Genomic DNA, 21,957 nt, shown 5'->3' on the forward strand with positions numbered 1-21,957 from the left:
CCTCGATGGTTGGCCCCTCGGCGGTCGACCCCGATGGTCCGGTCCGCGATAGTGACAGGCGCCGCACATCGCGCCAACCACCGCCCGCGCCCCGGCGTAGCTCGCTCGCGCCCCGCGGGCAGGACGATCGGAGTCGCCATGCGCATCGGGATCCTGCTATCGGCCACGGACGAGCCGGACGCGCTCACGAAGATGCGCGACACGCTGGCCCGCGCCGCCGACGAGGGGTTCACCTCGGCCTGGCTGTCGAACATCTTCGGCCTGGACGCGCTGACGACGCTGGCCGTCGTCGGCAGCCAGGTGCCCGGGATCGAGGTGGGCACGGCGGTGGTGCCGACATACCCGCGTCATCCGGTCGCACTCGCGCAGCAGGCACTGACGACGGCGCTCGCGACCGGTGGCCGGCTCACCCTTGGCATCGGCCTGTCACACAAGATCGTGATCGAGGACATGCTCGGTTACAGCTTCGAGCGCCCGGTCCGCCACATGTCGGAGTACCTGTCCGCGCTGGTGCCGTTGCTCGCCGGCGAGTCCGTGGACGTGAAGGGCGAGACGCTGCGGGCCGCGGCCAGGCTCTCGACACCCCGGCTCGGGCGGGTGCCCGTGCTGGTCGCGGCCCTCGGGCCGGCGATGCTGCGGCTGGCGGGCGAGCGCGCCGACGGCACCGTGCTGTGGATGACCGGGCCCGCGACCGTGCGCGACCACATCGCGCCGACGATCCGGGCGGCGGCCGAGGCGGCCGGCCGCCCTGAGCCCCGGGTGGTCGCCTCCCTGCCGGTCTGCGTCACCGACGACCCGGCCACCGCCCACGCCCAGGCCGGCAAGATCTTCGCGATCTATGGCAACCTGCCGTCGTACCGGGCGATGCTCGACCGGGAGGGCGCCGCCGGGCCCGCCGACGTCGCGCTCATCGGCGACGAGGACACCGTCTCGGCCCGGATCGCCGAGCTCGCGTCCGCCGGGACGACCGACTTCATCGCCAACGTGTTCGCCGCCCCCGGCACCGCCGAGGAGCGACGCACCCATGCCCTGCTGAGCGGCCTCACCAGCGCCAGCTGAGCGGCGCCGTCAGGAACCGGCGTCGTGGATGCCGGCGTCGTGGATGGCCGAGAAGCCGTCGTCGCCGCCGAAACCGGCGTCGGCGTGGCCGGCCTCGTGGGTCCAGACCTCCTCGTGGCCGGCGTGGACGTGGTGGTCGTCGGCCGCCTCGGCTGTGCTCGTCTCGGCGAACAGCTGGTGGGCGGCCTGGCCGGACGCCTCCCCCAGGTGGTCCGTCTCATGGCCGGCGTCCACGGTCCCGGCGTGGCCGCCGGCGGCCAGCCGATGGCTGGAGTCGGCGTCCCACCCGGCGTCCCAGCCATTCCCCCAACCAGCGCCCCAGGCGTCGGCGTGCCCGTGGGCGCCCGCCCCGCCGGCATCCCCACCGGCGTCCGCGCCGGCGTGCGCGTTGGCCATGGCGTCCGCGTGGCCACCCGAGCCGGCGTCCGAGCCGGCGTCCGGGTGGCCGTCGTGGTGCGGATCGGCGGGCGCGTCCTGGTGAGCGTGGGAGTCCGCGCCCGAGCCCGAGTCATCGCCGAAGAACGCGTCGATGGCCGTCGCCGCGGCGAGGCCGGCGACCACACCGCCCGCGGCCAGGGCGGCGACCACACCGCCGGCCAGCAGCCCGCCGCCGCCGGTGGCGGCACCGCGGGGCGTTCGCCAGGTCGTGTCGTCGGGCCGGCCGGTGTACATGCCCGTGTAGACCCGAGCACGGTCGAACTGGCTCGCAAAGATGGACATGGCGGCTCCCTCGCGGCTCGGGCTCGGGTAAGGGATCGGGCTCGGGTAGGGAATCAGAAGTCGACGAACCGGGGGGTGCTGACCGAGTCGCGCGCGACCCGAAGGTGGTGCGCGATCTCGCCCCGGGTGAGCCGGATACCGCTGTTGGCCGGGTAGCGACGCAGCACGTCGAGCCGGGCGAGCCGCCGGGCGACGCCGCCCATCGCGGCCCCCCGCGCCGTCGGCGCCGCCCGCCGCAGCTCCTCGGCGAGCTGGCGGGCGGTCTCCCAGCGCAGCGCGAACAGGTTCTCGGTCAGGACGTAGCCGAGCACCGGGATCGTGGCGGTGACCAGTGTGTTCCACCGGTCGAGGGCGCTCGCCCAGCCGCTCGCCGCCTGGGTGCTCATCAGCGCGGACCGCTGCGCCCGCTGGTTGTACTGGCTGAATGCCTGGGTCGCGCCGGAGACCAGGAACACCGGGTTCAGCAGTGCCGCTCCGAGCGCGACGGCGGCGCCCGCGTAGTTGGCCTTCGGCAGCGCGGACGGGTCCAGGTCCATCAGGCGCTGCACCTGTGCCGACAGCGCTCCGGTCTCGGCGGCCGCGCGCTGGGCCGGGGCGAGCGCCGCGCGCAGCCGGGTCTCGTGCGCCTTCAGCCACTCCGGCTCCGGCCGGCCGCCGGTGACCGGAGCCAGCAGCAACCCGTCGCGGTGGCGGATGAAGGCGGGCAGGACCGAGCCGACCTGGTCGAGGTGACGCCGCAGCTCGTCGAGGCCCTCCGACAGCGCGGCGGCGGTGCGCAGCCGGCCCTCGTCGTCCGCCGGCAGCGCCACCTGGTCGGCGAGGCCGCCCGCGGCCGCGTCGCCGAGCAGGGCGGCGTGCAGCTCGTAGAACGGGCCGAAGATCGTATAGAGGAAGTAGTCGTCCTCGAGGCCCGCGGCCGCCCGCAGCATGTCGGGGAGGTGCCGTGGGTCCTCGGTGGCGTAGTTACCGGCGGCGATGTCCGTGTGCAGCGCCCGGACCAGCTCCAGCGGGCCGACGACCGTGACGTCCTCGCCCTCGGCCGCCACCCGCAGGCTGGCGCGCGCCGCGTCGGCCGCGCCCTCGACGGCCCGGATCGCCGGGAACGGCACCCGCAGGTCGACTCCGGGCCCCTTCACCCGCAGCGCGCCGGCCGCGACCGCGCAGGCCACCGGCCCCCCGTCGGCCAGCTCCGCCGGGTAGGGGCCGACCGCCAGCGTCCGCTCGGCCGCCGCCCGCACGCCGGGATGAGCCGCCACCCGCCCGCCGAACGCCTCCGAGTCGCTTTCGACGACCACCGGGCCATGGTCCGGGTCGAAGATGACGAACCGCTGCGCCGATCCGGCGACCCGCAGCCGGGAGTCGGTCAGCTCGAACCGGGTCAGCGCCGTGGCGCTCTCCCGCGGCTGCAGCTCCAGCACGGTGTCGCCGAGCACGCAGTCCGCCCGGCCGCGCGCCGCGTCACCGCCCAGGCCGCCCGCCCACACCGGGGCGGACGTGCCGATGGCCGTGGGCTCGGCCTCACGCCGCTCGACCCGCGTGGTGGCCAGGAACGCGCCGAGCACGTCCGGCGTGGCCAGGTGCAGCGTCACCCCGGTGAGGAACCGGCCGTCGAGCACGGCACCGCCGCGTACCGCCGCACTCGTGGGACCGGTCGGCTCGACGGCGACCCGGTTGAGCGGCCAGTCGATGATCGACCGCCCCCGGGAACGCAGCTCCAGCCGGCCGTCCTTCACGACGACATAGGCCGTGAGTTCCCCGTCAGGAGGGCCGGAGACACCCGCCGGGCCCTGACCCTGACCCTGGGCAGAGCTCTGGCCCTGGCCCGCGGACGCGCCCCGGGCGGCCGCCGCGACCTTGGCGGCGGCGCCCTTGACGGAGGCCGTGGACAGCGCGCCGGGGGCGGCCGTCCCCGGGGGTGGGGTCACGGCGGTCGGGGGCGGGGTGACGCCGCCGGTGGCGTCGGCATTCGCGGACTGCTCGTAGTGCGGGGTGACGGAGATGGCGCAGGGGCTGGCGAACGCCGTCGACGACACGTCCGGCAGCAGCCGGCCGAACAGGCCGGTGAGCGCGATGAGCAGCTCCGGCGGCAGCGGGGTGACGGTCGCGGCCTGGTAGGTCCGCCCGTCGGGGAACGCGACGTCGACGGCGAGTCGGGTACCGCCCTCGAACAGCTCGACGGTCGCGACCGGGTCGAAGGCCGGCTCCAGCGTGCTCAGGACGGCGGCGCCGAACCCACCGGTGTCGTGCACGTACACCGCAGGCAGGTCGGTGAGCAGCAGCTGACGGCTGCCCATCATCGAGAAGCCGCTGGTCCGCCCCTCCCGCAGCGGGCACCAGGCGCTGTCGAACACCACCCGGCCCCGCACCTGTGCCCAGTGCGCCGGCACCGGCGCTGGCGCCGGCGCTGGACCGCCTCGCGGCGCGGGACCCGGAGGTGCCGGAGTCGGCGGCCTGACGACGGTGGGCGAGGTGACAGCGAAGGGGGCCATCGGAGGTCCCATGACGGACTCGGGCACGGGAGCCGTCATGCCGGCGATGGGTGGCCCAGCGATGGGTGGCCCAGCGAACGGCGGACCGACGAACGGCGGACCCACGAGCGGAGGGCCAGCGGGTGGCGGACCGACAGGGGGCGGACCGACAGGGGGCGGCGGGGCGGCCTGGACCGGGCCCTCGCGGACCTCCCCGATCGGCTTCGCCGATCCGGCAGGGACCCCGGGGTCGGGGGCGGTCCGCGGCCAGTTCCAGTCCGTCGGCTGGCCGCCCTGATGGGGATCGCCGGGATTGCTGCTCACGTGGATTCGCCGCCCCCAGGTAGGACGTCACCGACCGCCCGGGCCGCGCGCCGGCCTGCCGATCGGATGCCAGCGGCCGGGCGCGCCAGGGTCGTGACCTTTCCTGGAAAGTACCGGCTCACCCGACCTCATGCACGGGCCGGTTACGAGCCGCCACTATCGGGGGTCGTGGCCGGTGCCGGGCGCGGTGGGTTCCGGGTCCTCGTCGCGGACCTCCCCCATCGCTGACCTCCCAGCAGACCTCCCAGATCGGCTTCGCCGATCCGGCAGGGACCCCGGGCTTCGCCGATCCGGCAGGGACCCCGGGCTTTGCCGATCCGGCAGGGACCCAGCCGCCGATTGGGGAGGAACCCCGGGGGCGCGCTGGCCGACGACGGCGCCGGGGGCCTGGCTCGAGGCGGCCGCGCCGCGGTCGCGGGTGGGTGGCTGCGCGGGGAGGAGAAGCCGGCGCAGCGCGTCGACCTGGTCGGCGGCGAGATCCGTGGCCCGGGTGGGCGCCGCGGCCGCGGCGGCGGACACGTCGGCGGCGGGCTCGCCAGCCGGATCGGCGGCCTGGGCGGCGGCCGGGGCGCCGTAGGTGCGGCCCTTCCAGGCGGCGCCGCGGCCGGCGAGGTGGCGGCGGGCCGAGTCGACGGTCATCGCCAGGTAGAGCATCGCCGTCACCGGCAGCAGCAGCGCGGCGGGCGGTGGCTGGCGGTAGTAGCGGATCATCGGCAGGTAGGTTCCGGCGAGCACCAGCCAGCCGGCCGCTCCGAGCGCCGCCAGCACCGGGTCACCGGCCGCGAGTCCCGTCACCGTCGCCACCACCGGTACGGCGAACAGCAGCAGCATGCCGACGGCGGTCCCGACGAGCAGCGCCACCGAGTGCCGCAGCTGGGTGAAGGCGCTGCGGGCGACCATGTTCCACAGGTCCGCGAGCGCCGGGTATGGCCGCACGCTGTCGACCCGGTCGGCAAGGCCGAGCCATGTCCGCCCACCGGCCTTCTTGACCAGCCGGGCGATCGCGACGTCGTCGATGACCGCGCCGCGCACGACGGCGAGCCCACCCGCGTCCCGCAGCAGCCGCCGACGGACGAGAGAGCAACCGCCCGCCGCCGCCGCGATCGCCGACCGCGGCCGGTTCGACCAGCGGAACGGGTAGAGCATCGCGAAGAAGTACACGAAGGCCGGGACGATGAGTCGCTCCCAGCGAGTGGTGACGTTCAGCCGGGCCATCTGGGAGACCATGTCGAGCCGGTGCGTCATCGCCGCCTCGACGAGCGCCCGCAGCGACCCTGGCCGATGCGCGATGTCGGCGTCGGTGAGCAGCACGAACTCGGCCTCGCCCGCGAACTCCACGCCGTGCTGAAGTGCCCAGAGCTTGCCGGTCCAGCCGGGCGGCGGCGGGGTGGACGCGAGCACGGTGAGCCCGACGCCACCGAGCGCGGTGGGGTCGCCGGCGTCGCGCGCCGCGGCCCGGCGGGCCAGCTCCCGCGCGGCGAGGTCACGGGCGACCTCGGCGGTGCCGTCGGTGCTCGCGTCGTCGACGAGCACCAACGTCACCGGGCCGGGATAGTCCTGGGCGAGCAGGGTCGGCAGGGTCACCGGCAGCACGGCCGCCTCCTCCCTGGCGGGGACGACGATCGCGACCGCGGGCCACTGCGCCGGCGTGCGCCGGGACGGCAGGCGCTGGTCGGTCCGCCAGTACCCACCCCAGCAGGTCACGAGCGACACCCAGGAGGCCAGCGCGACGATCGCTACGCCCGTCAGCACCGTCAGAACCGTCTGTTCAGTCACCCTCCGTAGCGTGCCACGCGTGCCCGGTTACCGCTCGACCACGCCTCCGTCAGTTGTTAAGGCGACCGGGTATCTCCTCAGCGCACAACGACCGAGCTGGCGCGGAGGCGCGCCTCGCGGAGGCCCGACCCCCGAGCGCAGCGAAGTGCCACCTGTATGGGCGCTGTGCTCTTCGGTTTGGTGACGTTCAGCGGCGGGTGACCGTGCGGCGCGGAGGCGCGCCTCGCGGAGGCCCGACCCACGAGCGAAGCGAGGTGGGCCGGGCCGCAGCGAGGTCGCCGGAGCGCCCGTGAGCGGAGGAGGACACCGCGCGGAGGTCCCTCGGGAGCGAAGCGAGTGAGGGGCCGGAGCGCGGTGCCCGCACGGAGCGAACCAATGTCACAGCGAACGGAGGTACCCACGGAAGGCGCGAACCGTGACCGCCGAGGCGAGGCCGGCCAGCGAGAAGAGCACGAGGAAGTACCCCAGTACGGACATCCAGTCGGGATGTGCCTCGAGGGCGGTCCGTGAGCCGGTAACTGCCCAGTTCGCCGGGTTGTAGGCGGACGCCACGCGGATCCAGCCGGGCAGCAGGTGCGTGGGCATCATCGCGCTCGACAGGAACGTCAGGGGCAGCACCAGCAGGTTCGCCGCCGCGATCAGTGCCTCCCGTCGACGCACCACCAGCGCGAGCGCCCCCGACAGCGCCGTCACCACCGAGCCCAGGGTGACCGCCAGGACGATCATCACCAGTACTCCGGCGATACCGGAGTGGAAGCTGGCACCCAGCGCCCAGCCGAGCAGCACCACCAGCGTCACCTGCACGGCGACGAGCAGCGCCTGGTAGACGAGCATGCTGCCGACCATCGTCCAGCGCCTGGTCGGCGAGGCGAGCAGTCGCTCCATCACCCCGCTCTCCATGTCGTCGATGAACCGAATCCCCGACCAGCCGGCCGAGAACAGCACGCTCATCGTCGCCACGCCGGGGGTCAGGTAGTCGATGTAGTTCGTGGCGCCGAACCCCGGGATCGCCGCCACGCCGTGGAACAACGACCCGAACAGCGGCAGCCAGACCACCGCCTGCACCAGCGTGATCGCGAGGAACGCCGGATGGCGCAGCATCGCGCGCACCATGCGTGCGGTGAGCGCGCCGAACTGCCGCCACCCGGCGGGGTAGGGGGCGCCACTCTCGAACACGCCGACCGGGGCCGCCGCGAACTCGACCGGGAAGCCCGACGATGCGTTGGCCGGTACTGCTGGCACGTTCGCCGGTACTGCCGGCACGTTCACCGGGACCGCCGACGCGTTCACCGGGACCGCCGACGCGTTCGCCGGGACCGCCGGTGGACTCGCCGGGATGTCAGACGGATCCCGGGGGACGCCCACCATGGCCGGCTCCGGCTGGTCCGGGAGCCGCTCCGCCGCCGTCGCCATCAGGCCACCTCCTCGCTCTGACCGAGCCGGTGACCGACGTGGCGCAGGTAGACGTCGTCCAGGGACGGCCGCGCCACGGTGGCCGCCATGACGGACAGGCCGGCGCCGTCCACGGCCGCGAAGATCGCTGGCAGTTTCGCGGCGCCCTCGTTCACCCGGGTCCGCACCGCGCGGCCGTCGAACACCACCTCCACCACGCCCGGCAGGGCCGCGAGCCGAGCGTGCAGGTCCGCGGCCTGCGGGGCGGTCGGCTCGGCGGCCAGGTCGACGTCGACGGCGTCACCGCGCAGCTCGCTCTTGAGCTCGTTGGGGGTGCCTTCGACGACCACCCGGCCGCTGTCGACGATCGCGACCCTGGTGGCGAGCCGGTCGGCCTCTTCCAGGTAGTGGGTGGTGAGCAGGATCGACAGCCCGTCGGCGATAAGCGTCGCGATCTCGTCCCACATCACCGCCCGCGCGTGCGGGTCGAGACCCGTCGTCGGCTCGTCGAGGAAGAGCACGGCCGGGCGCTGTACGAGGCCGATCGCCACGTCGAGACGGCGCAGCATGCCGCCGGAGTAGGTGCGGGCCAGCCGGTCGGCCGCGCCGGTGAGGTCGAAGCGCTCGAGCAGGTCACCCGCGCGCCGGGCGAGCTGGGCGCCGCCGAGGCCGTAGAGCCGGCCCTGCAGCAGCAGGTTCTCCCGGCCCGTGGCGTCGAGGTCGGCGCTGGTCTTCTGCGACACGATCCCGATCGCGCGGCGGACCTCCCACGGGCTGCGCAGCAGGTCGTGGCCGGCGACGACGGCCGACCCGCTGTCCGGCCGGGAAAGCGTGGCGAGCATCCGCACCATGGTCGACTTGCCGGCGCCGTTCGGGCCGAGCAGGCCGAAGATCGTGCCTGCGGGAACGCGCAGGCTCACGCCGCGAACAGCCTCAATCCGCGGATCACCACGCCGACGCCCGCGGTAGGTCTTGACCAGGTCGCGCGCGTCGATCGCCCATACCGGCTCGGCACCCCCGGCGACGAGAGGCTCGACCGCCGCCCCGCCTTCGGCACCGGACAGATCACCAGCCCCGGACACGTCATCAATCCTGGACGCGCCGAGCTCCGCTGTCCCCCCAACTTCGGCGGGAGGATGCTCCTCACCCTCGGCCGTGTCAGGCTCCGCCGCCGCCTCGCCGCCGGCGGGAGTCTCCTCGTCGCCTTCGGTCACAGCAGGGCCCGCTGCCTCGCCTTCGTCGGCGGCGGGTGGCTCCGGCTCAGGTGCCGAACCGGGTAGTTCCGTCGGTGACGCGGGTCTGCGCGCCGGATGCGTCGTGGTCATGCCGCGTCTTGGTGATCCTCCGCTCGGCGGACCAGCCCAACGGCCGGCCCGGCGCCCCCTGATCGGCGCGGGCAGCGGCCCGCTCCGTGGATCCGATGCGGGTCGCGGCAGACCGGCGCCGCGGTCGATGCCGAGACGCCGGTCTGTGCCGTTGCGTGGGCAAACTTATGCGTTGCGGTGGATATGGGGAACCCATCCACCCACCGCACCCGTGGCAGCTACCGGTCAGGCGGTAACGGAAACGGAGCGCCAGCGGGCGAAGCGACGCAGGCGCAGGCTGTTCGAGACGACGAACAGGGAGCTGAACGCCATCGCCGCGCCGGCGATCATCGGGTTGAGCAGCCCGAGAGCCGCGACCGGCAGCGCCGCCACGTTGTAGGCGAACGCCCAGAACAGGTTGCCGCGGATCGTGCGCAGCGTCGCCCTGGACAGCCGGATCGCGTCGGCCGCCGCCATCGGGTCACCGCCGACGAGCACCAGGTCGCCCGCCTCGATCGCGACGTCGCTGCCCGTGCCCATCGCGAGCCCGAGATCGGCCAGCGCGAGTGCCGGGGCGTCGTTCACCCCGTCACCGACCATGGCCACGACCAACCCCTGCTCCCGCAACCCACGTACGGTCTCGACCTTTCCGGCCGGCAGCACGCCCGCGACGACGTCCGCGGCGTCGATCCCGACCTGGGCCGCGACGGCCAGCGCGACCGGCTCCGCGTCCCCGGTCACCAGCATCGGCCGCAGCCCCAGCCCACGCAGCGCGGCGACCGCGGCGGCCGCGCTCGGGCGCACGGTGTCCGCGACCACGACCGCACCCCGAGCACGCAGGTCGATCGTGTCGCCGGTGTCGCCGGGCCGCGGTGCGCGGTCTGGCGCGGCGCCCCAGGCGACGAGAACCACGGTGCGGCCAGCGGCCTCGGTGGCCGCCTGCCACGCGGCCAGGTCATCGTCGACCGGCACACCCCGCTCGGCGAGCAGCCGTGCCCGGCCGACGAGCACCCGACGCCCGTCGACGATGCCGCCGGCGCCGAGCCCGGGCAGCGCGACGAAGTCCGTCACCGCCGGCCCGGCGATCGCCAGGCCGGCACCAGCCACACCGTCGACCCCAGCCGTGCCGGCCACCCCAGCCGTGCCGGCCACCCCAGCCGTGCCGGCTGCCTCAGCCGCGCGGGCGGCCGCGGCGATCGCCTGGGCGATCGGGTGCTCGCTGGCCGCCTCGACGGCGCCCGCCAGGCGCAACACCTCGCTCGCGGAGGCACCGGCGGCGGCGGTTCCGGCGGCGGGGCGCACCTCGACCACACTCATCCGGCCGATGGTGACCGTGCCGGTCTTGTCGAGCACGATGACCTGAGCCCGCCGGGTCGACTCCAGCACCTCCGGCCCGCGGATCAGGATGCCGAGCTGGGCGCCGCGCCCGGTGCCGACCAGCAGCGCCATCGGGGTGGCGAGGCCGAGCGCGCACGGGCAGGCGACGATCAGCACGGCTACGGCGGCGGTGAAGGCGGCGGCCACCGGCCGGCCGGTGGCCAGCCAGCCGGCGAGGGTTCCGGCGGCAAGCACGAGGACGACCGGGACGAACACCGCCGACACCCTGTCGGCCAGCCGGGCGATCTCGGCCTTGCCCGACTGGGCGGCGGCGAGCATCCTGGCCATCTGCGCGAGCTGAGTGTCCGCGCCGACCCTGGTCGCCCGCACGACGAGCCGGCCGCCGGCCGCGACGGTCCCGCCAGTCACCGCCGCGCCAGGGCCGACGTCGACGGGCACCGATTCGCCGGTGACCAGGCTGGCGTCGATCGCGGCCGCTCCGTCGACGACGACCCCGTCGGTGGCGATCCGCTCGCCCGGTCGGGCCACGAACAGGTCGCCGACGGCGAGCGCTTCGACCGCCACCCGATGCTCGGCCCCGTCCGGGCCCACCACGGCGACGTCCCGCGCGCCGTGCTCCAGCAGCGCCCGCAGCGCCGCCCCGGCCCGGCGGCGTGACCGTAGCTCCAGGTATCGACCGACGAGCAGGAACACGGTGACGCCGGCCGCCACCTCGAAGTAGATCGTGTCGAGGCTTTCCCCGAGGCCGTCGTCCGTCCAGCCGACGGCCAGGTCGAAGCCGTGCCGCATGCCGATCATGCCCGCGTCCCCGAAGACCAGCGCGTACAGCGACCAGCCGAAGGCGGCGAGTGTGCCCAGGGAGATCAGCGTGTCCATCGTGAGCGCGCCGTGGCGCAGGTTGCGCCAGGTGGCCCGGTGGAACGGCAGCCCGCCCCAGCCGACCACCGGCGCGGCGAGCGCCAGCGACACCCATTGCCAGCCGGGGAACTGCGCCGGCGGCACCATCGCCAGCACGATCACCGGGACGGCGAGCAGGGCGCTCACCCACAGCCGCGTCCACGACCGGCGGGTCTCGGCCGCCTCCCGCGCCTCGGCCTCGGCGATCGCGTCGACGGTGGGCGGCTGGTCCACGTCGGCCCCACCAGCCTGGCCCTTCTGATCTTCCCAGCCAGGCCCGTCCGCCAGCCGGCGCGTGCCGGCTGGGGCGAGCGGCGCGGCCGAGTAGCCGGCGGCCTCCACCGCGTGGACGAGGTCGACGACGGTCGTCGGCTCCTCGGCGGGGCCGACCAGGCGGACGGTCGCGCGCTCGGTCGCGTAGTTCACCGCGGCGTCGACGCCCGGCAGCTTGTTCAGCCTGCGCTGCACCCTGGCGGCGCAGGAGGCACAGGTCATCCCGCCGACCATCAGCTCGACGGTGTCACCCGCGCCGATCGGGTCGACTTCCCGGATCGCGGCCATCGTCGTCCTCCCGCCCACGAGGCGCGTCGCCGCGCCCGCGCGTCACACGAGCTGGCGTCACACGAGCTGGTAGCCAGCCTCTTCGACGGCGGCCCGCACCGCCTCGCGATCAAGGGGGGCGTCGCTGACCACCTCGGCCGTGCCGGAGGCGAGGTCGACCCGGACGTCCGATACTCCCGGCAGGTGCGAGATCTCCTCGGTCACGGCGTTCACGCAGTGCCCGCAGGTCATCCCCGTCACGGTGTACGTGCTGGCGACCATGACTTCCCCCTCCGTTTCACGCCCGAGCCCGCCGGTGCCCCCGGCGGCCCTTCGAATATACCCCTGGGGGGTACCACGAAGCCAGGCATACGCCCGCGGCGGACCCCGGGAGGGATCACGGTGAAGAAGCGTCTCGCGGCGGGGCCAGCCGGTCGGCCGGTCAGCCGCGGGCGAGCCTGGTGGCGAACTCGGTGGCCCAGTAGGTGAGGATGATGTCCGCGCCCGCGCGGTGGATGGCGGTCAGCGTCTCGGCGATGATCCGCTCGCGGTCGACCCAGCCGTTCGCGGCGGCGGCCTCGACCATCGCGTACTCCCCGGAGACCTGGTAGGCCGCCACCGGCACGTCCACGTTGTCGGACACCGCCCGCAGGATGTCCAGGTACGCCAGCGCGGGCTTGACCATCACCGCGTCCGCGCCCTCGGCCAGGTCCAGCGCCACCTCGCGCAGCGCCTCTGCGGCGGAGCGGGCCGGGTCCTGCTGGTAGCCCGACCGGTCGCCGAACTGGGGCGCGCACTCGGCGGCCTCCCGGAACGGCCCGTAGAACGCCGACGCGTACTTCACCGAGTACGCCAGGATCGGCAGGTCCGGGTAGCCGGCGCCGTCCAGCGCGGCACGGATCGCGCCGACCTGGCCGTCCATCATGCCGCTCGGAGCCACCACCTGGACGCCGGCGTTCGCCTGCGCGACCGCGATGCTCGCGTACCGCTCGAGGGTCGCGTCGTTGTCGACGTCCCCCGACGCGGTCAGCAGCCCGCAGTGCCCGTGGTCGGTGTATTCGTCGAGGCACAGGTCCGCCATCACCACGACGTCCCCGCCGACCTCGGACACCACGTCCTGGATGGCCAGCTGGACGATCCCGTCGGGGTCGTCCGCCGCCGAGCCGCGGCCGTCCTTCACCGCGGGCACCCCGAACAGGATGATCCCGCCGACTCCGGCCTCGGCCGCCTGGGCGGCGGCCTTGCGCAGCGAGTCCCGGGTGTGCTGCGCCACTCCCGGCATCGAGGCCACCGGCACCGGCTCGGACACGCCCTCCTTGACGAACACCGGCAACACCAGGTCCGCCGGGTGCAGCCGCACATCCGCCACCAGCCGGCGCAGCGCCGGCGTCCGCCGCAGCCGGCGCGGCCGCGCCAGCGGGAAGCCGGCGGGCAGGCCCGCGAGCTTCCCGACGGCGCCGGCCGTCATCGCCGGCCCCGCCGCGGCTTGGGCAGGCGGGCGGCCAGCGGGCCGACCTTGCCGAGCTCCTCGCGGTGCTCGGCGGCGAACTCGGCGAGCGCGCCGACCAGCGCGGCGGTCGTCGCCTCCGGCGCCTGCACGTCGACCCGCAGGCCCAGCTCCTGGGCGGTCTCGGCCGTCTTCGGGCCGATGCAGGCGATCACGGTCGTCTCGTGCGGCTTGCCGGCGATACCGACCAGGTTGCGCACCGTGGAAGACGAGGTGAAGACGACGGCGTCGACGCGGCCGCCCTTGAGGGCCTCGCGGATCGGCGCGGGCGGCGGCGCGGCGCGCACCGTCCGGTAGGCGGTGACGTCGTCGACCTGCCAGCCGCGCTCCTTGAGCCCGGCCTCCAGGATCTCGGTCGCGATGTCGGCGCGCGGCAGCAGCACCCGGTCGAGCAGGTCGAGCGAGCTGTCGTAGGGCGGCCAGTCGGCGAGCAGGCCCTCGCTGGACTGCTGGCCGGCGGGCACCAGGTCGGGCCGGATGCCGAAGGTGCGCAGCGCGTCCGCCGTCGCCTCGCCGATCGCGGCGACCTTCACGCCGGCGAACGAGCGGGCATCCAGGCTGCGCTCCTCGACCTTCTCCTGCACGGCCTTGACCGCGTTGACGGAGGTGAACGCCACCCACTGGTAGCGGCCGGAGACCAGCCCGGTGATCGCGCGCTCCATCGGGGCAGCCGTGCGCGGGGGCTCGACGGCGATCGTCGGCACCTCCAGCGGGCTCGCGCCGTGCGAACGCAGGAGATCCGACAGGATCGCGGCCTGCTCCTTGGTGCGCGGCACCAGGACGGTCCAGCCGAACAGCGCGCGGGTCTCCCACCAGGACAGCTTGGCGCGGGTCGCGACCACCGGGCCGATCGACAGGACGATCTGGGTCGGCGGCTGGCTCGAGTTGGCCAGCAGCGGCGCGCAGTCGGCCTCGATCCGGTCGAGGGTGGAGCTGACGGTGCGCTGGTCGGTGGTGGTGCCGTCGACCGTGACGGCCGTCGGGGTGTCACCTGGCCGGCCATGCTCGACGAGCGCCGTGGCGACCTTGCCGATCTCGTTCGGCGCCGCGGTGATCACCAGGGTGCCCGGGGTCTGGGCGAGGCCGGCCCAGTCCACGTCGGACATGCCCGCGACGGTCCCGCCGCCGAGCCCGCCGAACCCGGCGCCAAGGCCCAGGCCACCGCCCAGGCCGCCACCGAGCCCGCCGCCCAGGCCACCGGACCCCAGGCTCCCCGAGCCCAGGCCGCCACCGAGGCCACCGCCGAGCCCGCCGCCCAGCGGGCGGCCGATCAGACCACGCGACGACCCGAACGGCGACGAGCCGAGGCCGACCGCGTCCGGCCCGAACGGGGAGGCGACCGGCAGCTCGCCGCTGGACGAGAACACCCCGCTGGTACTCGCGAAGGTGACGGGCAGGCCGGGGGCGACGCCCGCGTAGGTGGAGACGGCCGCGCCGGTCGCGACGCCGGGAATCACCTTGTACGGGATCTTGGCCTTCGCGAGCGACTGCGCGTCGTTCGCGCCGATCCGGGTGAGCCATGGATCCGACCCGTAGAGCCGGACGACCTTGTCGCCGGAGCGGGCACGGCTGACCACCGCGGCGGTGGCCGCCTCCGCGTCCCGGATCGGCTTCGGCGCGTCCAGGTCACCGATCCGCAGCACCTCGGCGGTGAGCGGCTCCAGGATGGCCGGGGCCACGTCCGGGTCGGCGACGACGACGTCGGCGGCATTGAGGGTCTCGACGGCCAGCACGGTCAGCAGGCCGGGGTCACGGGGCCCGGCGCCCACGAGGGCGACCGGGGACACGGGCTTCTTCGTTCGTCGAGTGGCCATGACGTCAGCGGGTTCCCATCAGCGTGTGTGCTCCGGCGGAGAGCAGGTCGTCCGCGAGGCGCCTGCCGAGCGCCTCCGGGTCGGCGGTCGGGCCGGTGAGCTCGCGCCGCAGAACGGCCCGGCCGTCCGGCGACGCGACCACCGCGCGCAGGCGAATCTCGCTGGCGACAGTGGCCTGACCGGTCCCGCTCACTGGGCGCCCGCTCCGCTCGTCGGCAGAGTTCTGCCCACGAGCGGTACTGGCGTCACCGGTCGCGGGCACGACCCGCGCCAACGCGCCGACCGGCGCGGTGCAACCCGCTTCGATCGCCGCCAGAAAGGCACGTTCCGCCCTGACCGCCACGGACGACGGTGCATCGTCGAGCACAAACCGTAGCAGCCCAGCAAGCGGAGCCCCAACTCCGCTTCCCGGAGTAGCCGACCCGCCGGCTCCCGTCACATCGCCGTCCGGGACCACCGGGCAACCTGTCGCCACACCCGTCGGCGCCGTCGCCGCGGCCAGGCACTCGATCGCGAGGGCGCCCTGCCCAGGCGCGGGGAGCATCACCTCCGGCTCCAGAACCTCGGTCACCGCGTCCAGCCGGTCGAGGCGGGCGAGCCCGGCCCAGGCGAGCACGACGGCGTCCACCTCGCCGTCGATCGCCTTCTTGATCCGGGTATCCACGTTGCCGCGGATGGGTACCACGTCCAGGCCAAGGCCGAGCGCGAGCAGCTGGGCGGCGCGCCGCGCGGAGCCGGTGCCGATCCGCGCGCCCGGGCCGAGCTCGGCGAGCCGCCGCCCGCTCGGCGAGACCAGCACGTCACGCACGTCCTCGCGCGGCGGGATGGCGGCGAGCGCGATCCCCTCCGGGGCGGCCGTGGGCAGGTCCTTGAGCGAGTGGACGGCGAGGTCGACCTCACCGGCGAGCAGGGCGTCGCGCAGCGCGCTCACGAACACCCCGGTACCGCCCAGCTGGCTGATCGCCGCCTTGTTCCGGTCGCCCTCGGTCACGATGTGTACCAGCTCGACCTCGATGCCGAGCTGGGCCCGCAGGTCGGCGGCCACCATCCCGGACTGGGCGAGCGCCAGCGCCGAGCGCCGGGTGCCCAGCCGCAGCCGGGTGCGCATCCCACCGGGCGCCGGTGCCCCGGCGGGCGACGCGAGCGTCACCGGCGTGAGCGATGGCAGGGACGAGGGTGTCAAGGCTGCTCCAGCAGGTCAGGGGCCGAGACGACGGCCGGGACCTCACGGGGGAGGTCGAACAACTCACGCAGCGCCTCGGCGTAGGAGTCGCCGCCGGGACCGTTCGCCAGCTGCTGGACCCGCACCGTGGGGGCGTGCAACAACTTGTCGACCACCCGGCGGACGGTACCGGTCACCATCTCCCACTCCCGGGCGTCCAGGCCGGGCAGCCGGCCGCGCAGCCGGTCGAGCTCGTCCTGCACGATCGCGGCGGCCTGGGCGCGCAGGGCCACCACCGTCGGGGTGACCCGGACGGCGCCGCGCCGGTTGAGGAAGCCGGTCACCTCCGCGGAGACCAGCGAGCGCACCGCCTCGACATCGTGCGAGACCTGCGCGCCCTCCAGCGCGACGCGCAGCGACTCCAGGTCGACGAGCACCACGCCGGGCAGCTCGCGCACCACCGGGTCGATGTCGTGCGGCAGCGCCAGGTCGAGAAACACCAGCGGCCGGCCCGCCCGGGTGGCGAGCGCCGCCTCGACCATGTCGTAGGTGACCACCAGACCGGTCGCGTCGGTAGAGGAGACGACCAGGTCGGCCTGGCCGATCTCGTGGGGCAGCTCCGCGAGGCCGACCACCTGGGCGCCGTGGTTCTCGGCGATCGCGGCCGCGCGCGCGGGCGTCCGGTTGGCGACCACCAGCTCCGTCGCGCCCGCCCGCCGGACGGTCGCCGCCGTCAGGCCGCCGACCGCGCCCGCCCCGATGATCAGTACCCGGCTGCCGTCCAGCGGCAGGTCGGCCGACACCGCCTCGGCCGCCGAGCCAACCGGCGCCGCCGGCTCAGAGCGCGCGGCCGAGTCGGCCGGCGTGATGTCCGTGGAGAGCCGCTGAGGACGGCGGACGTCGAGGCTGCCGGCCGCTATCTGCAGGCCGACGGAGACGATCGAGGCACCGGCGGCGTCGATCGACGTCTCGCTGTGCGCGCGCTTGCCGACCCGCAACGCCGTCTGGAAGAGCGCGGCGAGCGAGCCGCCGGCGGCCCCGGTGGTCTGGGCGCCGCGAAACGCCGTCCGGACCTGCCCCAGGATCTGGCTCTCGCCGACGAGCATCGAGTCCAGCCCGCAGACGACGGTGAACAGGTGCCCTACCGCGCGCGCCTCATGGTGCACGTACAGGTGCGGCGACAGCACCGCCAGATCGACGCCACAGACCCGGGCGAGCTGGTCGGAGATGTCGGCGAGGCCACCGTGGAAGGTGTCGACCTCGGCGTAGATCTCGGTACGGTTGCACGTGGACAGGACCACGGCCTCGAGCACATGGTCGGCCTGGACGAGATCGCCGAGCACCTTCGGAGCGTCGTCGCCCGACACCGCGGCGAGCTCCAATAACGAGTTGGGCGCCGTCCGGTGGTTCAGGCCGACTGCGAGCAGGCTCACGACCCCTCACCGCCGGCGCCGGCTACCTCGCCCAGGCGGGACTCGTCCCGCCGCTGCGCCGCTGTGATCCGTTGCATGCGCACGATCCCGTCCGTCCTGCCGCCCGCGCCCGCGCCGTCCGCGCCGCCGCCCTGTACACCAACGCCGCCGACGGCGGCATCCGTCCCGCCGTCGGTGAGGCCACGGCTACCGAGGCTGTCGTCACCGAGGCCCGCGGCCCCGGCGGTGTCCGCGCGGCCCTCGGGTGGTGTTCCCACCGGCAGCGTCCCCAGGGTTGCGGGCCGGACACGTTCGCCACCGGCCGGGCGCTTGCGCGCCTCATGGAACGACAGGATCTGCAGTTCGACGGCCAGATCGACCTTACGCACGTCGACCCCTTGGGGGACGGTCAGGACGACCGGTGCGAAGTTGAGGATGCTGGTGACACCGGCGGCTACCAGCCGGTCGCACACGTGCTGCGCGGCCCCGGCCGGGGTGCAGATCACACCGATCGTCACCTGAAAGTCCTCGATCAGCCTTTCCAGCTCGTCCACGGAGCGGATTCGCACACCACCGATGACCTCGCCGGCGCGCGCCGGGTCGGCGTCGACGAGCGCGACGATCCGGAACCCGCGAGCTGGGAACCCGCCGTAGCGCGCGAGCGCGTGCCCGAGATTACCCACTCCGACCAGCATCACCGCTCGGTCCTCGGTCAGCCCGAGGCGCGCCGAGATGCGGTCGAGCAGGACGGCCACGTCGTAGCCGACCCCTCTGGTTCCGTAGGAACCCAGATGAGAGAGGTCCTTGCGCACCTTCGCCGGCGTCACCCCGGCGGCGGCGGCGAGCGTGTCCGACGACACGGTCGAGACCCCCTCGTCCCCCAGCGCGGTGAGTACCCGCAGGTAGAGAGGGAGGCGGGCGACCGTCGCCTCGGGAACGGCGCCGGCCCGGTTCTCCCGGGCTATCCGCCGAGACTTGCTCATGACGCGCGGCTCCTGTCGGTCGATCTGGCCGCGAGAGGGCGTCGTGCGGCGGCCGGAGCCGCCCGAGATCCGTCGAGTCTACGACTTCGTGAAAGCCTTCACAAAGTTTGCGCCGACAACTCGGCAGACGCACCCGTCCGCGCCGGCGGGAGGCAGGGACCAAGGCCAGACATCCACGGGTCGAAAGCCTTCAGCGCCCGGGACGAAAGCCGCGACCCGCCCGGCGGTGGCGGCGACCGGCTCAGCGCAGCGACCAGCGGCGCCCGACGAGCGCGTCGCGCAACCGAGCCTCCTCGACCCGCCAGTAACCGTGTTCCCTGCCGTCGATCAGGACGACCGGCACCCGGTCGCCGTACTCGTCCGCGCGGGCGGGCTCGGCGTCCACGTCCAGCTCCCGCCAGCCGACGCCGGTCTGTTCCGCCACCCGGACCACCGCCGCGCGCGCGTCGTCACACAGATGACAGCCCACCCTCGTCAGCAACGTGATCCGCGGCGCGTCATCGGCCGCCTCGCCCACCGCGTCCGTCCCGCCCATGGACCCACCCTCCCACCGCCACACGCCCGACGGCCGCCACCTCGGTGCCGCCTGGTCATCGCCATCACCATTTATGCACGACCCGTCCGGTTCTCATCGCCAGGCCGACCCGGGAGATCTCCGCCGACCTGCGACGCACACCGGCGGGCGGGCCGTAGGCTCGGGTGCGCATGTCCTCAGGTGACACGCCAGGGCCGCGGGCGGACCGGCCAACGGAGACCCGCCGCGGGGACCGGCGTGGGCCGGCATCGTGGCCGGTACCGGCCAGCCGGCCGACGGCGCGCGCCGCACCGGGTGACGCGCGGCACGCCGCGCGGCGTGCCGCGCCGCCCGCGACGCACCGTGGACATACGCGACCATGGTCACGACGCGCCGTGGACAGCCGGGAGATGAGATGTGGTTGCGACCACGCAAGGATGAACCGATCGCCACGGACGCGGCGGCCGCAGACGCCGCCGCCACGGCCGCGTTGAAGGCGGCGGCCGAGCCCTCGCCGAAGCCGCCGCCGGACCCGACGGCCGCCGCGTTCTTCGACGTGGACAACACGATGATGGCCGGCGCGTCGATCTTCTACTTCGCTCGCGGCCTCGCCGCCCGCGACTTCTTCGACTCCCGTGACCTGCTGAAGTTCGGCTGGCAGCACGTCAGCTACCGGCTGCGGGGCCTGGAGGACCCGAACGGCATGCACAACGCCAAGGAGGCGGCGCTCGCCTTCGTGGCCGGCCGGGAGGTCAGCGAGATCGTCCGCTACGGCGAGGAGATCTACGACGAGCGGATGGCCGAGCAGATCTACTCGGGCACCCTCGCCCTCGCCCAGCAGCACCTGGACGCCGGCCACCGGGTCTGGCTGGTCACGGCCACGCCGGTGGAGCTCGCGTCGATCATCGCCCGCCGGCTGGGACTGACCGGCGCGCTCGGCACGGTCTCCGAGGTGATCGACGGCCGCTACACCGGCCACCTCGTCGGCGACCCGCTGCACGGCCCGGGCAAGGCGGCGGCCGTGCGAGCGCTCGCGGATCGCGAGCACCTGGACCTGGCCCGCTGCTGGGCCTACTCGGACTCGATCAACGACCTGCCGATGCTGTCCCTGGTGGGCAACCCGGTGGCGGTCAACCCGGATCCGGACCTGAAGGCGGCGTCCAGGGAACGCGACTGGGCGATCAAGGACTTCCGCACGGCCCGCAAGGCGGCCAAGGTCGGCATCCCCACCGCCGCCGGCCTCGGCGCCCTGGCCGGCGGCGTCGCCGCCGGCATGGCCCTCAAGCGCCGCTATGCGGACGTCTGACGTCTAGGAGAACCAGACACGTCTGACGTCTAGAAGAAGACCGAGCGGCGCTGCATGAGGAGGCCGTAGAGGGTGTGCTGGATGGTCTCGCGGATGCGGTCCGTGAGCTCGAAGACGAGCATCGGGTCGTCGGCGGCGGCCGCGGTGAACGGCGCGGTGGGCACCGGCTCGCCGAACTCGATCAGCCACTTCGACGGCAGCGGGATCGTGCCGAGCAGGCCGAGCCACGGGAACGTCGGCGTCAGCGGGAAGTAGGGCAGGCCGAGCAGCCGGGCGACCGTCTTCGCGTTGCCGAGCATCGGGTAGATCTCCTCGGCACCGACGATCGTGCACGGGATGATCGGAACCCCGGTGCGCAGCGCGGCCGAGACGAAACCGCCGCGGCCGAAGCGCTGCAGCTTGTAGCGCTCGCTGAACGGCTTTCCGACGCCCTTGAAGCCCTCCGGCCAGACGCCGACCAGCTCGCCCTTGCCGAGCAGCCGCTCGGCGTCGGGCTGGCACGCCAGAGTGTTGCCGGTCTTGCGGGCTATCGGGGCCAGGAACGGCAGCGAGAACACCAGGTCGGCGGCGAGCATCCGCAGGTAGCGGTGCGCGGGGTGGTGGTCGAGCAGCGCGACGGCCGTCATCAGCGCGTCGATCGGCAGCGTCCCGGAGTGGTTCGCCACGACCAGCGCGCCGCCGGTGTCGGGCACGTTCTCCAGCCCTCGCGTCTCCACCCGGAAGTAGTTCCGGTAGACGGGCCGCAGCAGCGGGGCGACGACGTGCTCGGTCAGGTCCGGGTCGAAGCCGAGCTCGTCGACCTCGTAGTCGCCGGTGATCCGCCGGCGCAGGAAGGCGAGCATCCCGGCGAGCGCCCGTTCCAGGCCGGCGGGCTCGGCCATGGGCGCCGTGCCGTCCGCGTCCACGCCCGCGGCGCCGGCGGGTTCGCCCCCGTGGGACGCGGCCTCGTCCTGGTCCTGCCCGGCCGGGCGCGCCAACAGCCGCTCGGCCCGATCCTCGGGATGTTCCGGCTCCCTGTCGGGCACCGCCCGGGCCGACCGACCCCGTCCCGCACCGGTTGCGCCGGTTCGGGCAGTGGGCGGCTTCGCGGCACCCGTGCGCGGCGCGGGCCGTGGGCCGGCCCGCCCGGTCGCCGGGCTCTCGGCGGCGGCGTGCTTGGCGGCCGCGTCCCGGGCAACGGGGCCCTTGGTACCGGGTCCCTTGGTAACGGTGTCCTTGACGACAGCGGTGTCCTTGGCGACAGCATCCCCGCCGGGGACCTTCTTGACGGGGGCGTTCTTGGCGGAGGTTTTTCTGGCGGAGGTGCTCCTGGGGGACGTGCTCCTGGGGCGAACGCTCCTGACCTCCGAGGCCTGAGCCTCCGGGCCCGGCGACGGGCGGGCCGGACGCCCCGGCCCCCCGCCGCCCGCGCCGTCCTCGCCCTTTTCGGCCGCGGCGGCTA

Annotated in this window: 16 protein-coding genes; 2 read left to right on the plus strand and 14 right to left on the minus strand. The window is 74.5% G+C overall.

What is annotated here, in order from left to right:
- Positions 1-138: 138 nt before the first annotated feature.
- Complete coding sequence (locus FRCN3DRAFT_RS0202200; protein WP_007516829.1) at positions 139-1,059, plus strand: LLM class F420-dependent oxidoreductase; 921 nt, start codon at positions 139-141, stop codon at positions 1,057-1,059.
- 9 nt (positions 1,060-1,068) lie between these two features.
- Here FRCN3DRAFT_RS0202200 and FRCN3DRAFT_RS0202205 read toward each other — a convergent pair whose 3' ends face one another.
- From FRCN3DRAFT_RS0202205 to FRCN3DRAFT_RS0202270, 13 genes are all read right to left on the minus strand, one after another.
- Positions 1,069-1,779 carry a hypothetical protein gene (locus FRCN3DRAFT_RS0202205; protein WP_007516831.1) on the minus strand — a complete coding sequence of 237 codons (711 nt, stop codon included), beginning with the start codon at positions 1,777-1,779 and terminating at the stop codon, positions 1,069-1,071.
- Between the two features lie 53 nt (positions 1,780-1,832).
- Entirely contained in the window at positions 1,833-4,133 is a 2,301-nt protein-coding gene (locus FRCN3DRAFT_RS0202210) for a hypothetical protein (RefSeq protein ID WP_232793892.1), read from the minus strand.
- Between the two features lie 594 nt (positions 4,134-4,727).
- Positions 4,728-6,347, minus strand: coding sequence for a glycosyltransferase (locus tag FRCN3DRAFT_RS0202220; RefSeq protein WP_007516837.1), 1,620 nt, complete (start codon positions 6,345-6,347; stop codon positions 4,728-4,730).
- A 378-nt stretch (positions 6,348-6,725) separates the two neighbouring features.
- Positions 6,726-7,760: an ABC transporter permease gene (locus tag FRCN3DRAFT_RS0202225; RefSeq protein WP_007516838.1), complete on the minus strand. Its 1,035-nt coding sequence runs from the start codon at positions 7,758-7,760 to the stop codon at positions 6,726-6,728.
- Positions 7,760-8,953, minus strand: coding sequence for an ATP-binding cassette domain-containing protein (locus tag FRCN3DRAFT_RS0202230; protein WP_007516841.1), 1,194 nt, complete (start codon positions 8,951-8,953; stop codon positions 7,760-7,762). Before FRCN3DRAFT_RS0202230 ends, FRCN3DRAFT_RS0202225 begins: the two co-directional genes overlap by 1 nt.
- Positions 8,954-9,289: 336 nt before the next feature.
- The gene (locus FRCN3DRAFT_RS0202235) at positions 9,290-11,839 is read right to left on the minus strand and encodes a heavy metal translocating P-type ATPase (RefSeq protein ID WP_007516843.1); all 2,550 of its coding nucleotides are present in this window, start codon (positions 11,837-11,839) and stop codon (positions 9,290-9,292) included.
- A gap of 57 nt (positions 11,840-11,896) precedes the next feature.
- The gene (locus FRCN3DRAFT_RS0202240) at positions 11,897-12,100 is read right to left on the minus strand and encodes a heavy-metal-associated domain-containing protein (RefSeq protein WP_007516845.1); all 204 of its coding nucleotides are present in this window, start codon (positions 12,098-12,100) and stop codon (positions 11,897-11,899) included.
- 160 nt (positions 12,101-12,260) lie between these two features.
- Positions 12,261-13,286: a porphobilinogen synthase gene (hemB, locus tag FRCN3DRAFT_RS0202245; RefSeq protein WP_007516847.1), complete on the minus strand. Its 1,026-nt coding sequence runs from the start codon at positions 13,284-13,286 to the stop codon at positions 12,261-12,263.
- On the minus strand, positions 13,283-15,139 hold the full coding sequence (locus FRCN3DRAFT_RS0202250; RefSeq protein ID WP_007516848.1) for a bifunctional uroporphyrinogen-III C-methyltransferase/uroporphyrinogen-III synthase: 1,857 nt from the start codon (positions 15,137-15,139) through the stop codon (positions 13,283-13,285). Before FRCN3DRAFT_RS0202250 ends, hemB begins: the two co-directional genes overlap by 4 nt.
- Positions 15,140-15,143: 4 nt before the next feature.
- Positions 15,144-16,322 carry a hydroxymethylbilane synthase gene (gene hemC, locus FRCN3DRAFT_RS0202255; RefSeq protein WP_007516850.1) on the minus strand — a complete coding sequence of 393 codons (1,179 nt, stop codon included), beginning with the start codon at positions 16,320-16,322 and terminating at the stop codon, positions 15,144-15,146.
- Positions 16,319-17,734, minus strand: coding sequence for a glutamyl-tRNA reductase (locus tag FRCN3DRAFT_RS0202260; protein WP_007516851.1), 1,416 nt, complete (start codon positions 17,732-17,734; stop codon positions 16,319-16,321). The genes hemC and FRCN3DRAFT_RS0202260 overlap by 4 nt, the downstream gene beginning before the upstream one ends.
- Complete coding sequence (locus FRCN3DRAFT_RS0202265; protein ID WP_007516852.1) at positions 17,731-18,696, minus strand: redox-sensing transcriptional repressor Rex; 966 nt, start codon at positions 18,694-18,696, stop codon at positions 17,731-17,733. Before FRCN3DRAFT_RS0202265 ends, FRCN3DRAFT_RS0202260 begins: the two co-directional genes overlap by 4 nt.
- Positions 18,697-18,937: 241 nt before the next feature.
- Entirely contained in the window at positions 18,938-19,231 is a 294-nt protein-coding gene (locus FRCN3DRAFT_RS0202270) for a glutaredoxin family protein (RefSeq protein ID WP_007516854.1), read from the minus strand.
- Between the two features lie 394 nt (positions 19,232-19,625).
- Between FRCN3DRAFT_RS0202270 and FRCN3DRAFT_RS0202275 the strand changes: the two genes are divergently transcribed.
- On the plus strand, positions 19,626-20,516 hold the full coding sequence (locus FRCN3DRAFT_RS0202275) for an HAD family hydrolase (protein ID WP_007516856.1): 891 nt from the start codon (positions 19,626-19,628) through the stop codon (positions 20,514-20,516).
- 29 nt (positions 20,517-20,545) lie between these two features.
- Here the strand turns inward: FRCN3DRAFT_RS0202275 and FRCN3DRAFT_RS55785 are convergent.
- Positions 20,546-21,957: 1-acyl-sn-glycerol-3-phosphate acyltransferase (locus FRCN3DRAFT_RS55785; RefSeq protein WP_007516858.1), on the minus strand; the 1,412-nt coding region annotated here is incomplete at its 5' end.

Source organism: Pseudofrankia saprophytica (assembly GCF_000235425.2).
Taxonomy (GTDB): domain Bacteria; phylum Actinomycetota; class Actinomycetes; order Frankiales; family Frankiaceae; genus Pseudofrankia; species Pseudofrankia saprophytica.